Origin of the sequence: Hydrogenophaga sp. Root209, assembly GCF_001428625.1 — a bacterium.
Classification (GTDB): Bacteria; Pseudomonadota; Gammaproteobacteria; order Burkholderiales; family Burkholderiaceae_C; genus Hydrogenophaga.
The window spans coordinates 257343-272242 of record NZ_LMIE01000030.1 but is presented as its reverse complement, the minus strand read 5'-3'; the positions used below and the strand labels follow the sequence as shown (position 1 = coordinate 272242).

Sequence of the window (14900 nt, the reverse complement as noted above, 5' to 3'; positions counted from 1 at the left end):
AACGTCTGCCGCATAGAATCTGGATCGGCCGTGGGAAGTTTACCGTACTTGCAGATGCAAGGCAATGGATAGTCTAGAAAGTATACGCGTGAGCACATTAAATAGACAAGTTGCAAAAGGCGCAATTTGGATGATCGCCCTGAAAGCTTCTATAAAGGCGATCGGTCTTTTGAGTACCGTCTTTCTTGCACGCCTTTTGTCTCCGGAGGATTTCGGGCTGATTGCGATCATTATGGCGCTGTTCGCGATGATTGATATCTTCGGCAATTTTAGTTTTGATACAGTGTTGATTCAAAAGCAAGATGCTACGCCTGCTGACTACAATACCGCATGGTCCTTCAATGTGAGTTTTGGTATTGTGGCCTGTATCATTGTTGCATTTGGTGCTGATTGGGTTTCGGAATTTTACGGAGATGCACGCATTAAATCGGTGATGCTGGTATTGTCGGGACTGTTCTTGATCAGTGGATTGCAGAACATCGGTGTCGTGGAATTTCGAAAAAACTTGACATTTGACAAAGAGTTTCGCTATCAATTATTGCCGAAACTGGTCAGTTTTTTTTCCACGCTGGGGTTGGCCTTCTGGTTAAAGAATTATTGGGCGCTTGTGTTTGGTTCATTGATTTGGAAGTTGTTGGTGTTGATCAACGGTTATTTGTTGCACGATTTTCGACCTCGATTTACATTCTCTGAGTGGCGTCATTTGTTTCGTTTTTCAAAATGGTTGATGATCAATAATGTTTTCTACTTCTTGAACAATCGTTCGCCTGAAATGATTGTTGGAAAAATTCTTTCACCGCAAGCCGCTGGATTCTTTGCAATCGCTCAAGAGATATCTACGTTGCCGACCTCCGAGTTCGCGGCCAATATTACTGCGGCGTCTTATCCTGGTTATTGCAAAATTTCTCACTTGCCAGTCGAATTAAGGAGGATGTATCTCGTGGTGATGGAATCAATAGCCTTCTTCGTGTTACCCGCAGGTGTTGGGATCGCGATGTTGGCACATGTCTTGGTTCCAGTCGTTCTTGGTCCGAAGTGGCTATCCTCGGTGTCGTTAGTACAGTATCTTGCTTTGTCGGGTGCTCTGATTGCCATGAGTTCAAACACGGGTGCAGTGTTCATGGCGTTGGGGCGCCCCCGTGTTTCAACTCTGATGGGTATGCTGCGAGTGGTCATTCTGATCCCTATGATTTATTGGCTGTCTTCCATAGAGGGTTTGAATGGCGTTGCGCAGGCGGTTCTGATTACATCCATTGCGGTGTTTTTCGTTTCCAGTGGATTGATTCGCTTTGGTCTAAAAATTCCATTTTATTCAATTTTGCGAGTCTTTGCGCGCCCACTGGGAGGTGCTGTGATAATGACTGTCTGTTTGTATTGGGCGTCAATCATTCTTTATCAAAATGGGGTGATTGAAGTTGTTATGCTATTTGCATTGCTTGCTGCGGGGGTGCTGTCGTATGCATTCAGTGTGGTGGTTCTCTGGGTGTTGGCTGGTTGTGCCGATGGACCAGAGAAAAGAATTTTGAGACTTATCTTTAATAAATTCAAACTGGGGAAAATTCGATGAATAATAATCAATGGGAGGTGGATGAGCTGGCGATACTTTTCAAGAAATACAACGCTCTCGATTTTCTATTTGTGGAACCAGGTGGGAATTTCGGCGATCATTTGATCTACTGGGGTGCAGAATTTCTTGCCCAGCAACTAGGCATATCCTTTCGAACCTTGAGCATTCAGGAGTTTCTCGCTCACCAAGCTGTAAGCGGTGAGGTTGTCTACATTCATGGGGGTGGCGGCTATAATAGATGGTGCTCTGGAGCAGTGATTCAAGCGCTTGAGCATGCATTGCGTTCCGAAGCAACTTCTGTGATTCAGGGTCCTTGCACCTTGGAAGAGGATCGTGACTATATCCGTGAAGTCATGATACCTATCCTGCATCGTCACACTGACAGGAGCTTTTATTTCCTTGCCCGTGAATTGACCTCCTATCACCTGGCGTTGGAGTTGCTGCGGCCCTTTTGTCATCAAATTTTGATATCGCATGACACGGCTTTTCGTTTAACCAAGCAAGAAATACTGAGAACAGTGGGAGAAGTGAGTCGAGGCTATCAGCTTTATGGATTTCGCTTGGACAACGAATCGGGGGAGAAAAGCTTTGCGGTGAATAAAATGGGTGTTCGAATGGACCCTGCCTACTTTTGTCGAGATTTCTTGCATTGGGTTAGAGTACATGCTGGCGCGAAGAAGATCATCACCAATCGTACGCATTCCAGTATTCTCGGTTCGATCCTTGAGATCGATACAACGCTGTTTCCAAGCCGGTATCACAAGAACCGAAGCGTTTGGGAATACAGCCTCAAATTTCGTGGGGTGACTTGGTCGGACGGCGTTGTCACCAACGAAATTTTGACTCGCAATGACTTTCTGGATTACTTGCCTGGGTTCCTGAGAAGGAGTTACAAGGTGGAGCGAATCGTCCGCTTTTGCCAAGGTGTCCCTCTGAAATGAATTTTCACAACACATACGGTGCGAAGCCACCAGCCATCGTGGTGGGCGGTGGTCTCAATGCGCTGGGGGTGGTGCGCAGTCTTGGACAGGCCGGTGTGCCGGTGCATGTGCTTGATACAGACCCCCGCTCGCCGGCCATGCGTTCGCGCTTCGCCGCCGCGCACGTGGTCAGTTCGCTTGATGGGTCGGCATTCATGGCCGAGCTTCAGCGCGTGGCAGCCCGCTTGGGGCCCCAGGTGGTGCTGTTTCTGACCGAGGAAAAAACGGTCAACACGGTCTCCGAATGCCGCGCCAGCCTGCCGGCCTCGTTGTTGATCCGCCTGCCCGAACACCAGCGCTTGATGGCGCTCATGCACAAACAGGGTTTTCAGGAGCTGGCAGAAGCCTTGGCCGCACCGGTGCCGCGCACGGTGAGACTGCAAGGTTCTCAAGATCTCCCCAAGGTGCGCACGCTGAACTACCCCTGCGTGTTGAAGCCCAGCGAGAAGAGCTATGAGTACGGCGCGCGCTTCAAGAAGGCCTACAAGGTGGCGTCGGCCGAGGAGGTGGATGCGCTCTACCGCGAGATTGAGCCGGTGCTGGCCGACATGGTGGTGCAGGAGTGGATCGAAGGCGGGGATGGCGACATCTATTTCTGTCTTCAGTACATCGGTGGGCAGGGGCAGGTGGTGAGCTCGTTTCCAGGTCGAAAGATCCGCTCTTGGCCGCCCCGCATTGGGGGCACCGCCAGTTGCACAGCCGCCTGGGAACATGCGCAGGAACTCAGCGACACCACGGCGGCATTCTTCAGGCAGGTGGGGTTCACCGGCATCGGCAGCATGGAATACAAGCGCGATGCGCGCGATGGGCGTTTCTGCATGGTGGAGCCCACCGTCGCCCGCACCGATTTTCAGGAAGAGGTGGCCACCCTCAACGGATGCAACCTGCCGTTGGCCGCGTACTGCCATGAGCTGGATTTGCCGGCGCCAGCGGTCAATCCTGTCCATCCGCCCCGCGTCTGGCGCGACTCGCAGATCGACCGGTGGTCCCAGGAGGAGAGTGGTGACCCGCCAGACACGGCATCGCGTTCGCACGATGTGTTTGACGCCTACCGCCGCTGGAACGACCCCATGCCCTGGCTGGACCACGTGGGCTCCCGGCTCGTGCAGCGCTTCAAGCGCTGAGCCGTCGTTTCACGTCAGGCCCCGCCCTTGAAACGCCAGCCCATTGCCTTTGCCGACTGGTCGGGTCGCGAATACACGGCCATCGCGCGCTGCCTGCTGAGTGGCCGAGTGCATCAAGGGCCCCACCCCGCCTTGCTGAGGGAGCGGCTGGCGCAGATGTATGCGCCGTCTGCCGTGCACCTTACCAACTACGGCCATCACGCCATCGACATCGCGCTGGGCATTTTCAAACGACAACGTCCTGAGCGCGTGGAAGTGATCGTGCCGGCCTATATCTGCCCGAGCGTGATCCAGACCGTGGAAGCTTGCGGCCTGCGTGTGCGCAGCGTGGACGTGCAGGACGATCTGAACATGAGCCCCGCCGATGTGAAGGCTGCGCTGGGTGCCGACACCCTGGCGGTGATTGCGCCGCACATGTATGGCTGCCCATCGCGCATGGGTGAGATCGAAGCCTTGTGCGACTTGGCAAACGTGTTCCTGATTGACGATGCAGCCCAGGTGGTGGGCGTGCGACAAGACGGTCGCCTGCTGGGCACTTTTGGTGACGCGGGCCTGATCAGCTTTGCGCAGTCCAAGACCATCGTCACCGGCATTCGGGGGTCTGGTGGCGTGTTGCTGGTCAACCGGCCGACATGGGCTGAGCAGGCCAACCAGGCTTGCGCCGCTTTGCCACCGGCAAGTGGCCGGCTCGGTCCGCTGGCCGACTTTCTCTGGAACCATGTCGGCCATGTTCACACCGGCCACTCCGGCTACTACCTGGGCCGTGCGCTGGCCGTGCTGGGACGGTCGCCAGTGGCCCACCAGCGGGCCACGCAGATCAGCCACCTTGAGGCGGGCCTTGCGCTGGCCCAGTTGAGCCGGCTAGATGCGCTCTTGCTGGAAAAGGTGCGCATCGCGCAGGCCTATCACCAAGCCTTGCAGGCTTACCCCCTTCTGCGGTTTCCGCAGTTCGCGCCGGGGCGATTTCTTGCAAGGGTGATGCTGCTTCTGCCCGAAGGCACGGACCTCGAAGGCGTTCGGCGCGAAGCCAGGAGCCGCGGCCTTGAGACGCGAACGGGCTATGCGGCTCATGTTGCACCGGGGGCCGAGGCGCCGAAGGCACAGGCCATGGCGAAGCGGTTGCTGGGGGTGCCTTGCAGGCCGGGTATGAGTCAATCCGATGTTGAGGGCATTTGCGCGGTGCTGGATGTCGCACTGACAACGAACTCGCGTTCGTAAATGCCCAGCAGCGTCTGCGCCATCGCATCCACGCTGTAGCCCAACGTGTAGCTGGCATGCGCAGCGCGGCCCATGGACTCACGTTGCAACGGCGTCAACACCGCCAACCTGTCCATGGCCTGTGCCAGAGGAGCCGCTTCACCCGGTGGGACGAGGTGTCCTTCAACGCCTTCATCGATGACTTCCGGAATGGCGCCCACGGTCGTTGCCACCACCGGCAGGCGCGCAGCCATGGCTTCGAGGAGTGACATGGGCAAGCCTTCGGCCAGCGAGGGCAACACGAACGCGTCAGCCCGAGCCAGAAGTTGTTGCTTGGCCTCGCCCACCACAGGCCCCAGAAGGGTGGCGCGCTCCGCCAGCCCGCGGCGCTCAATCTCATCGCCGAGCCGCTCCCTGTAGCCAGGCTCGCTTTCGTTGCCAGCCAGCTGAACGCACCAGTCGGCCTGGGCCAGCTCCAGTGCATCCAGCAACACGGGAACACCTTTGAGGTGACTTAAATTGCCCAGGAACAGGAATGTGGTGCGTGCGTTGGTTCCGCGTTGAGGCTCGCAGGTGGGTTCGGCCACGCCGTTTTGCAAAACGGCGATGCGGCTTCCTGGCAACCGTTGCCCCAATCGCTCCCGCCAGTCCTCCGACAAGGCGAGCACGAGATCGGCCCGGCGCGCGATGTGTTGTGCGATGCGCAGCATGGCGGGGTTGAGCCCGTCGAGAAAGGCGTCGAAAAGTCCGCCATGCACGTGCAACACCACCCGGCAGCCGTGCCAGCGGGCCACGAAGGCGAGCAGGCCGTCGAGGAAGAAGGTGAAGCCGCTGCAGGTGTGAATATGGGCAATGGTTCCGGGTTGGCCAGCGAGCAGGGCGGACCAATCGCGCATCAACTGCAGGCGCGCCCGGATGCCTTGCAGCAGGGTCCGGTTGGCTGCCGTCTTCTTGCCGGTGTCGAACAGTGTCAGGTGGGTCTGGCTGGCGAGCAGGGACTGGCTGAGCGCGCCCACGACCGAGGCCATGCCACCGATGGCGGGCGGCAGCGGCCCGCTCATGACCACACGATGCCGGCGGGCGAAAGCCTCGTTGCTGGGCAGGGAAGATGTCATGCCGGGAACGCTGGGTGAATCAAGGCTCATGGCGTGCTGCTGCAGCGCTCACGGAGCGCGGACGGCCGAGGAACAGCTCTCGGTATTGCTGCATGACGACGGACAGGCCATGGCGCTCGCGTGCCGAGTTCAGGGCGGCCGCGGCTTGATCGTGCCCTGAACCCCGGAGCTGCTGGAGCAGTTGCAATTTCAGGGCCTCAACATTCCCCGAGGGCACAAGACTTCCGCACGCGCCGTGCTCCAGCAATTCGGCATTGCCGCCCACATCGGTGACCACGATGCGCAAACCGGTGGCCATCGCCTCTTGCAGGGTGCATGAGGTGCCTTCGGAGAGCGAGGGTAGAACAAAGCAGTCCAGCGAGCGCAGGATGTCGGCCACATCGCCGCGCACGCCTGGCAGCCATGCCCGGTCTTCCAGGTTTGCGGCACGCACGCGTTTGGCGATCTCGCCGAGCAAGGGGCCGTCGCCCACCATGGCCAGACGCAGGCGCTCGGTGCCGTCCATGCTGGACTGGGCCAGATCGATGAATGCGTCCACCAGCATCAAGGGGTTCTTGATATGGACCTGTCGCCCCACGGTGCCGATGACCCAATGCCGATCGCGTTCGAAAGGAAAACCGGGTGGCGCGGGATCTTGCGCATGGGGTGGCCGGAACATGTGCGTGTCCACCCCGTTGGGAATGAGGTGGACGTGCGCTGGCGCCACGCCCAGCTTGCGCTGCAGGTAGCCCTGCAGTGGCTTGGACACGGCAATGAACTCATGCACAAAGGGTTTGTAGATCTTGCGCAAGGTGAGGTAGCGGGAGCCCTTGGTGTTGATCTCGCCCATGTCCATGCCGTGCTCGGCGTGTACCCGCAGGGGAACACCGGCCAGCGCCGCCATGGGCATGAATTCCAGGGCCGCCAGGTTGCAGGTGTGCACCACGTCGGGTTTGAGGCGGCGCAACAGACGGTACGTCTTGGGGTACAGGGCGAAGGGCTGCCCCGGTGGCTTGTTGAGGCAGATGACGTTGACGTCTTTGCGTTCGATGCGCTGGACAAACTGGTGGTCCGCATCGGTGATGGCCACCACGGTGTGCCGGAACTCACCGTGGGGCAGGTTGTTGATGAGCTGGACGACGACGTTCTCGAGACCGCCGGTGGTGAAACGGTAGATGAGGTGAACGACGTGGCGGGGGGGAGTGGGCATCTGGGGCCTGACAAGGCTGTCAGAAGGTTTTGAGCAGGTGGCAAGGGTACTATGTTCGTATTTCTGCAACCCCTTTCGCACTTGCCAACAGTTGTGACGAAGCATAGCCACATAGGTTTGTTCAGGTGAACGCAGCGAATCGTGGCGGCGAGGTGCCGCTCCTTCGTCCGCGGGTTGCCGGTTCTGTCGAGGTCGTGCGGCTTTGGCGGTGGTTGCTGTTGGCGAGCATTCTGTTCGTCGTGTACGGCAGCCTGGTGCCGCTGAACTTTCAGCCCTTGCCGTGGGCTGAAGCCGTCGCCCGGTTCATGACGTTTGGGGCCGACGATCTGGGCATGGGCTCCCGCGTTGACAAGGCCAGCAATGTGCTGCTGACCATTCCAGTGGCTTTTGCTGCGGCCCAGTGCCTGTTGCCCGGGCGCTCGTGGATGGGTACCTGGATGCTGCGGGGCGTGATTGCGGTGGGCATTCTGTTGATGGCTGTGGGTGTTGAGTTCGCACAGCAGTTCTTTCCCCCGCGCACGATGTCCTGGAGCGATGTGGTTGCGCAGAATCTGGGCACGGTCATTGGATTGACGGCGCAACATCGATGGGGTGCGGCGGTGTCCGAATGGCTGCTGGGTTGGTGGCGCCGCGAGCGCAGTTCCGCGCGTTTGAGCCGTGCGCTCAAGGCCTATCTGGCGGTGCTGCTGGGCTTCAGCCTGCTTCCACTGGATCTGACCATCAATCCCGTGGAGATCTATCACAAGTGGGCCGAGGGACGCGTGATCCTGATGCCGTTTGCGGGCTTGACTGGCGATGTCTCCGAGCGTGTTTACGAGTGCGTGTCCGACATCGCCATCTGGCTTCCCGTTGGCGTTTTCCTGTATCTGTCGGGCCCCTTGAGCTTGCGAAAAACCTTGCTGCGCGGCCTCTTGATGGGAGCAGTGATCGAGGGGCTTCAACTGTTCGTGTTCACCCGGGTCACCGACGTCACGGACGTGTTGCTGGCGGGGATGGGTGTGGTCCTGGGCAGTGGATGTGCCCGGTTCTGGAGCCTGGCCTCGGTGCAAGCCACCGAGCGCATTGGAGCGGGGCGCTGGCTCAGTACCTGGGTGGCGTGGCTGTTGCTGGTGTTGGTCGTCTTCTGGTATCCGTTCAGTTTCCGCATGCCTTCTGGCGACGAATGGATGTCCTGGCTGCGGGTTCCTTTCACCACCTACCAGCTGGCTGACGAATACCGCGCCATCAACGAAGTCCTCCGGCGGATCGGGTTCTTTCTTCCCGGCGGGGTGCTTTGGTTCCTGACCCTCAATGCCCGGGTCCGAGGGAGAGTCGCCAAGCTTTCAGGGGCCACCGTGTTCTTGCTGTTGCTGGTGGCTGTGGTGGTGGAGGCTGGACAGGTCTTCCTGCCTGGCAAGGTGGCTGACCTGACCGATGCGGGTCTGGCCTTTCTGGGTGGGGTGCTGGGTTTTCGACTGGCTCGCTGGTCGGTGTCCACGGTTCCCTCGCTGCCTCGCCTGGCCGAGGTTCGATCCATTCCCGTGCCGGCCGTGCGCGCGAGAGCCCCTGCGCCGCTGGCAGCGGGTCCTGCCCGTGGTGGCGTGCGCCTCCACGTGGGGTTTGTCCTGGCATTGGCGGTTGCCCTCTCTGTGGCCGTGAACCTTCCGGGTGTGCCCTACAACGTGCGCGAACTGATCGCCGTTGGCCCGTTGGGTCTGGTGTCTTCAATGGCCATGGCCATCTGCCTGTTTCTCCTGGCCAATGCCCCCCTGTTGCTCTTGAACCGCTCGCCGTTGTGGGTCTTCGCGGCACCCCTTGGCTTGCCGCTCATCGGTGCACTTTGTTATGGACTGCTGCGTTTGGGTGTGCCTCTGGAGAGCATTCACGATGTGGTGGGATCGCCAGTCCTGGATTGGCCCTGGGAGTGGGAGCGGTTGCTGCGTTTCATGGCCCTGTGGACGTCCATCGGAATTCAGGTAGGGTTGGCCTGCCTGTTTGTAGCCATGCTCATGGACCCGCGCCGATTGCCTGCCTTTGTCAATGGTCTGTTGGTGTCCGCCGTGCTGGCCTACCCACTGTATTGGGTCGTCGTGGACCAGGCGGCGACCGACAATCTGATCGAGCTCATGGCCAGCCAAGCGGCCTTCTCTGCGGCCTCTTGGCTGGCGATGGGTGCGTTGGGAATTTGTCTCGCGGCGTCTTCGCTGTCGGTGCTGATTGCGGTACCCAGCCTTTGGCGCAGTCTGGTGCCAACGATGGTCGTTGGAACGCTCGTGGCGCCCTTTGCGATCCTGGCGGGGTTGGAGCAGAACGTCATCAAGTACGAGAAGGTGTTTTCAGCGCTGCAATTTTTGCTGAGCACCGACCGGACTCAGTATGTGACGGGTGCGGCGCTCTGGATCCGTTTCGTGTTCGTGCTCGCGGTATTGGCTTGTGGCCTGGCCCTGCTTCAACACGTCGGTTGGCGCTTCACATCTGCCCTGAAGCCTCCGATACAACGGCGAGCCCACATCCATTGACCTTCAGCGAATCAACACCCCTTGTGGCCCCTGACGATCTGTTCTACAGCCAGGCTTGGTTCGACAACCTTTGTGCGCATGGATTCACTCAGGCGCCGACCTGCCATCGGGCCGTTGCAGATACCAACGTGGGGGCTGTTCAGCTGCCCCTCATGCAATTGACACCAGGGGGCCATCTCTCTGCTCAATCCAACTATTACAGCTGTCTCTACGGTCCGGTTGGCCCGACACACGCGCTGCACGAGGATGGGTGGACATCCCTGGTGCAAGAAGTGCGATCACTTCCCGGCAGTGCCGTGATTCAGTTGCAACCGCTCAATGGTGATGCCGAGTGGCTGCGCGAGCTGGAGAGTGGGTTGCGCGCGCAGGGTTATCTGACTTCTCGTTTTTTCTGTTTCGGCAACTGGTACCAGCCAGTTCCTGGCGGTGGCTTCGCCGCCTACTGGTCCGAACGTCCCTCTGCCCTCAGACACAGCGTGGAGCGCGGTCGCCGTCGATTGGACAAAGCAGGCAGCTGGCGCATCGAGATCAGCACCAGCGAGGAACACGACCTGGACGCCGCCATCGAAGCCTATGAAGCGGTCTATGCCCAGAGCTGGAAACAACCCGAACCTTGCCCCGGCTTCATGCCGGGCCTCATCCGCACGGCGGCTCGTGAAGGTTGGTTGCGTCTGGGGGTGCTCCGGCTCAATGGTCGGGCACTGGCCGCGCAGCTCTGGTTGGCGCACGGCAGCAAGGCCAACATCTACAAGCTGGCGTACGTTGAGGGGTTCGAGAAATTGTCGGCCGGGTCCGTGCTCACGGCAGCACTCATGCAGCATGTGATGGACATTGATCGTGTGCAGGAAGTCGACTACCTCATTGGAGACGATGCTTACAAGGCCGACTGGATGGCTTCACGGCGCGAGCGGGTGGGGTTGCTGGCTTGTGACATGCGCCGCTGGCGAGGCTGGTTGGCCGCTGGGCGTCATGTGCTGGGGCGCTGGCGCCGTTCGGTGAAATCGATCTTGGCGACGACCTGATCAAGCGGAGAGACAGGCGCTCAGGACGTTGGTGCAGGCTCTTCGTTGGTGCTCAACTGTGTCTGCATGAACTGGAGAATCGTGGCCTCGCGCGCGCCGAGCATGCGCTCCATTTCGGTGGCGCTGATGATGTAGACGCGCCGCGCGGGCTGGACGTTCGGATTCATCGGGCCCACTGCCACAAAAGGAAACCCCAACCGGGTCAGAAGTCGGCTGAAGAGGTTGTCCATGGCGGCCATGCAGTAGTCAAGTCCGGTCTGGCGGCACAGTTGGTACACCTCGCGGTACATGCCCAGCACGAGCTCAGGTTGGTGATGCCGCACACCATCGGTCTTGAGGGTCATCTCGCTCTCGGGGTCACCTTGAATCGGTTTGCCCTCGTCTGAGTGACGGCGGCGGAAATGAGGTGTCACGGCCAGTCTGGAGATTTCTCCAATCTTGTCTCCTGTCGCACCTGCGTACGGGAGTGGTCGATCGATCACGTAGCGTTGCTCGACGTTCAGCCCGTGCTCGTTGGGCATGATGATCCGCATGAAGCCCGCGACCACGCCGCTGGCCTTGTGGCGCGCGATGAAGTGCCGGCTGTTGACGTCATAGGGGTCCGTTTCGATGGGATGCCCGCGGCTGGAAAACATGCCTGGCGCGTCGACGCGGCCGAGCTCTTCGCAGAACACCAGGTACCGAGCTTCGAGATAGTCTTCGAAATCGGAGGTGCCTGGAATGACTTCGTAGAAGGAGAAGTACACGGTTTCCATAGCACGCCTCTGTGGTGCTGATCCTATGCGCGCTCGCCGGAGACGATGAACACGCCGGCAGAGACGAGGCGCCTGCCAGCAGCCACGTCGGCGGACAGGTCGTCGAACAGCCGGGGCAGATCCACAAGGTCACCCAGCAGCGACGCCTTGTAGCCGAGCAGGATGTTGAACAGGACCGGGAAGGGGAGCTCGCTGCTGGTGAGCATCATGACCCGCGTTTTGACGTTCGTGAAGCCGGCTCTGAGCATCATCTCCTGCATCTTGCGACCTATGAAACGGTCACCCCCCTGGCTTGATTGAATCGCCTGCGCGCTGCTCAGCACATGGCTCACGCGCGGCTCCTCAGGGTGAAAGAGCACCAGGCCATCGTCGGAGTCGACCGCGCAGAAGCGCCCACCCGGGCGTGTCACACGAAACACCTCCTGCACAACCGCGTCGGGCTTGGGTACATGTTGAAGCACGAACCGTGTGTAAGAGAAGTCGATGCTCTGGTCCGCAAGGGGCAAGGCGTCGCCGTAAGCCTGATGGGCAAACAACCCACGGGCGGGCTTCTGTCGCACATTGCCTTCGAGTTCGGCGATCAAGGTCGGGCTGGGTTCCACCGCGTGCAGGCTGCCCTCGGGCGCCAGTTCGGCCAGCAGATCGGAGACAAAGCCCGGGCCGCTGCCGATTTCCAGCACGTCGTGCGCGGGCTGGATACCGGCTCCCCGCAATATGGCGGCTTCCATGCCGCGCACGGCCTGGGCCTGCTGCTGCAAACGTTGTGTTTGAAAACGCGCGTCGTTGAGCGCTTCGAATTGGTATGAACCGGTGTTCATGCTCTGCTTGCCTCGCCGTCAGCGGTGGCGATCAGGAAGCAGCATCTCTGGATGCGAAGGTGAGCACACATCGTCTTTTCCCTCCTCAAGCCTGCGTTTGTACGAATATTGTATGGATGGGTGGTCATTTGAGAACTCATGATCAACCCTATCACTTCGTTCGCGGTGGCTCGTTTCATTATGCTCGCCGGTCATGCGCAGCAGTTTGACGGAGCGCAAAGGATGCCAATGGCGTAGATCGAATGGGAAACCGCTAAAGCCTCAGCAGTGGGTGGCGCAGATTCATGCGGCTCCACAGCACCACCAGGGCGGGCAGCAGCAGGAGCTCAAGCAGTTGGCCGGATATCAGGCCGATGGCGGTGAGCAGGCCGAAGCTGGACGTGGGCACGAAGCTGGACGTGCTCAGCAGAAGGAATTGCGAGACCAGGAGCACCGAGGTGGCGAGCACGGCCTTGCCCGAGGCCTCGATGCTTCGCGCGATCGAGAACACCACGCCCAGTCCCTTGTCGCGGCGCTTCTGGTAGTTGTAAAAGATGTGGATGGTGTCGTCGACGGTGATGCCCAACACGACGCCCGCGATGAGCACCGTGGCCATGTCGAGGTAGATGCCGGCGGTCCCCATCAGCATGAAGACGAAAAACAACGGCGCAAGATTGGGCAACATGCTGATCACGGCGGCCGGGACCGTTCGCCACAGCAGCAGCATGATGATGAAAATCTGTCCGAATGCGCCCGCGAAGCTGAGCAGCTGTCCCGTCACCAGCAGGTCTTCCTGATCGGCAAAGAGGCGTCCGTAACCTGCGATCTGCCATTTCAGCTGGGGCGCGTCGGTCTTGGTGATCAGGGCCTCCACTTTGGCTATGACCTCCTGGATCGCATTGGCGCCATGCACGTTCACATTGAGCAAGATGCGCATGCGCTGGAATTCATTGTTCACGAGTTCCTGCAGATCTCGCCCGTCATAAATCAGCAGCAACTGGGCCAACATGCGATCGTCGGCTGGCAGGGCACGGAAGCTTTTGTCCTCCTCGTTGAAGGCCCAGTTCATTTCTTCGACGATGTCCATCATCGACATGGACCGGTCCACCTCTGGCAAAGCTTCCACCTGGGCCTGCAACGCCTGGATCTGCTTGAGCAACGCCACACTCTTGAACGCATCACGACCGGGTCCGTCGACGACGATTTCAAGCGCTGTCACTCCCACCAGGGACGTCTCCACCCGCGCGGTGGACTGTGTCAGCGGGTGCGATTGGCTGAAGAACTTCAGCAGATCCGACTCGGCTTCGACCTTGAGCACCAAGGCCGTCCCGGCCACCCCCACGGCCAGCAGCGCTCCCACCACCCAACCGGCATGGCGGATGCCGAAGCGTGCCAGTGCGAACGAAAGGCGCCGCGTCCATCCAAAGCCACCACCGTCTTTGGCCCAAGGCCCGTGGTCGTACTTCACGAGCAAGGGTGGAACGAGGTAGAACACCACAAAATAGATCACCACCACACCCACGGCGCCCACGAAGCCGAAAACCTGCACAGGCGGAATGGGCACAAGAACGAGGCTGATCATGCCGGCCGCAGTGGTCAGCACGTTGAACATCGCGGGGGTGTTGATCTCCTGAAGCGCGAAGACGACCCGCTTGGGGCGGTGAAACCCCGCATCGCGCATGCGCTTGAGCGCTGCATAGAAGTGCAGCAGGTTGGCGGCCGTGTAGGCCGACAAAAGGGTCGGCACCATGGCTGTCACCAGCGTGTAAGGCTTGCCGAGGAGCGCAATGAGCGCGACGCACACCACCACCGAGGTGCTCATGGCCACGGCGCCGATGATCACGGGGATCACGCGTCCGACCACCCAGTACAGCAGGGCCAGGCCCAATCCCATCACCAATGGCGTGAACACGATCGTGTCGCGCAGCATCGACCGCATTTCGGCGGCGTCCAGGGCCACTGTGCCTGCGACCGCCACAAGGTGTTTGTCCAGCTTCTGATCTTGAACGGCGGCCCGGAACGTGTCTTCGATCGATTGGCGCTGGCGGCTCTCGCTCAGCTTGTTGGTGCGCACCACGACTGCCAGCGATTTTCCGTCTGTGGACGCCAGCCAGCGCGGCATGAACCGATCACCCAGGACGCGGGCGGTTCGATCCTGCGGTGACTCTTGCTCGAGCTTCGCGACGTCAATCAGCGGTTCGACCACGAAACCGTCCGCGCTGCCGGCAATGTGGTCCACCCGGGTCACGGAGAACACCCGGTCGACATCGGGGTGCTTGTCCATGCTGGCTGCAACGCGGTCGAGCGCACTCAGCACGGGCGCGGTGTACACATCCTCACCCTGGAACAGGCCGATGAGGATCTCGTCGCTGGGAAACTCGGCGCGTAGTTCGCGTTCGAGCACGGTGGCTGGCGCGTCGGCCGGGAAGTACAGCTCGGGTGCGTTGTTGAGGTTCAGCCTCAACAGGAGTGCTGCGCCCACCACATGGATGAGCACGATGATGGCAACCGCGGTTTTCCTTCGGAGGATGCGCGGCTGCGTGACACGCAGGAAGAGGGCGCTTTGCGTGACGTTGAACAGCAGGGTTCGCAGTCGGTCGATCAAGTGAGATCCTCAGTCATCTTCTGCCTGCAGCGCAGCAAGGTCCTTCGAAAT

General features: G+C 59.8%; 11 protein-coding genes. 6 read left to right on the top strand and 5 right to left on the bottom strand.

The genetic code is table 11. The features are described from left to right. Window positions 1–88: 88 nt before the first annotated feature. The 4 genes from ASE11_RS18065 to ASE11_RS18050 are packed head-to-tail and all read left to right on the top strand — an operon-like array spanning window position 89 to window position 4889. Window positions 89–1567 (top strand): lipopolysaccharide biosynthesis protein, encoded by a 1479-nt coding sequence (locus ASE11_RS18065; RefSeq protein WP_162258064.1) that lies wholly within the window; start codon window positions 89–91, stop codon window positions 1565–1567. After that, window positions 1564–2508 (top strand): polysaccharide pyruvyl transferase family protein, encoded by a 945-nt coding sequence (locus ASE11_RS18060; RefSeq protein WP_056274875.1) that lies wholly within the window; start codon window positions 1564–1566, stop codon window positions 2506–2508. The genes ASE11_RS18065 and ASE11_RS18060 overlap by 4 nt, the downstream gene beginning before the upstream one ends. Beyond that, on the top strand, window positions 2505–3671 hold the full coding sequence (locus tag ASE11_RS18055; RefSeq protein WP_056274873.1) for a hypothetical protein: 1167 nt from the start codon (window positions 2505–2507) through the stop codon (window positions 3669–3671). Before ASE11_RS18060 ends, ASE11_RS18055 begins: the two co-directional genes overlap by 4 nt. Before the next feature lie 27 nt (window positions 3672–3698). After that, window positions 3699–4889 carry a DegT/DnrJ/EryC1/StrS family aminotransferase gene (locus tag ASE11_RS18050; RefSeq protein ID WP_056274871.1) on the top strand — a complete coding sequence of 397 codons (1191 nt, stop codon included), beginning with the start codon at window positions 3699–3701 and terminating at the stop codon, window positions 4887–4889. On the opposite strand, the gene ASE11_RS18045 is transcribed toward ASE11_RS18050, so the two are convergent. Together ASE11_RS18045 and ASE11_RS18040 are read right to left on the bottom strand one after the other, a co-directional pair. After that, window positions 4823–6013, bottom strand: coding sequence for a glycosyltransferase family 4 protein (locus ASE11_RS18045; RefSeq protein ID WP_082585836.1), 1191 nt, complete (start codon window positions 6011–6013; stop codon window positions 4823–4825). The two genes, ASE11_RS18050 and ASE11_RS18045, sit on opposite strands and share 67 nt — an antisense overlap. Next, entirely contained in the window at window positions 6003–7172 is a 1170-nt protein-coding gene (locus ASE11_RS18040; RefSeq protein ID WP_056274867.1) for a glycosyltransferase, read from the bottom strand. The genes ASE11_RS18045 and ASE11_RS18040 overlap by 11 nt, the downstream gene beginning before the upstream one ends. A 218-nt stretch (window positions 7173–7390) precedes the next feature. Between ASE11_RS18040 and ASE11_RS18035 the strand changes: the two genes are divergently transcribed. Further along, window positions 7391–9670, top strand: coding sequence for a VanZ family protein (locus tag ASE11_RS18035; protein WP_156406407.1), 2280 nt, complete (start codon window positions 7391–7393; stop codon window positions 9668–9670). Beyond that, window positions 9667–10692 (top strand): GNAT family N-acetyltransferase, encoded by a 1026-nt coding sequence (locus tag ASE11_RS18030; protein ID WP_235501348.1) that lies wholly within the window; start codon window positions 9667–9669, stop codon window positions 10690–10692. Before ASE11_RS18035 ends, ASE11_RS18030 begins: the two co-directional genes overlap by 4 nt. Before the next feature lie 20 nt (window positions 10693–10712). Here ASE11_RS18030 and ASE11_RS18025 read toward each other — a convergent pair whose 3' ends face one another. From ASE11_RS18025 to ASE11_RS18015, 3 genes are all read right to left on the bottom strand, one after another. After that, the gene (locus tag ASE11_RS18025; protein ID WP_056274860.1) at window positions 10713–11447 is read right to left on the bottom strand and encodes a PEP-CTERM/exosortase system-associated acyltransferase; all 735 of its coding nucleotides are present in this window, start codon (window positions 11445–11447) and stop codon (window positions 10713–10715) included. Between the two features lie 23 nt (window positions 11448–11470). Continuing rightward, window positions 11471–12265, bottom strand: a complete 795-nt coding sequence (locus tag ASE11_RS18020; protein ID WP_056274858.1) for a methyltransferase domain-containing protein — start codon at window positions 12263–12265, stop codon at window positions 11471–11473. Between the two features lie 253 nt (window positions 12266–12518). Beyond that, on the bottom strand, window positions 12519–14849 hold the full coding sequence (locus ASE11_RS18015; protein ID WP_200959380.1) for an efflux RND transporter permease subunit: 2331 nt from the start codon (window positions 14847–14849) through the stop codon (window positions 12519–12521). Window positions 14850–14900: the final 51 nt, after the last annotated feature.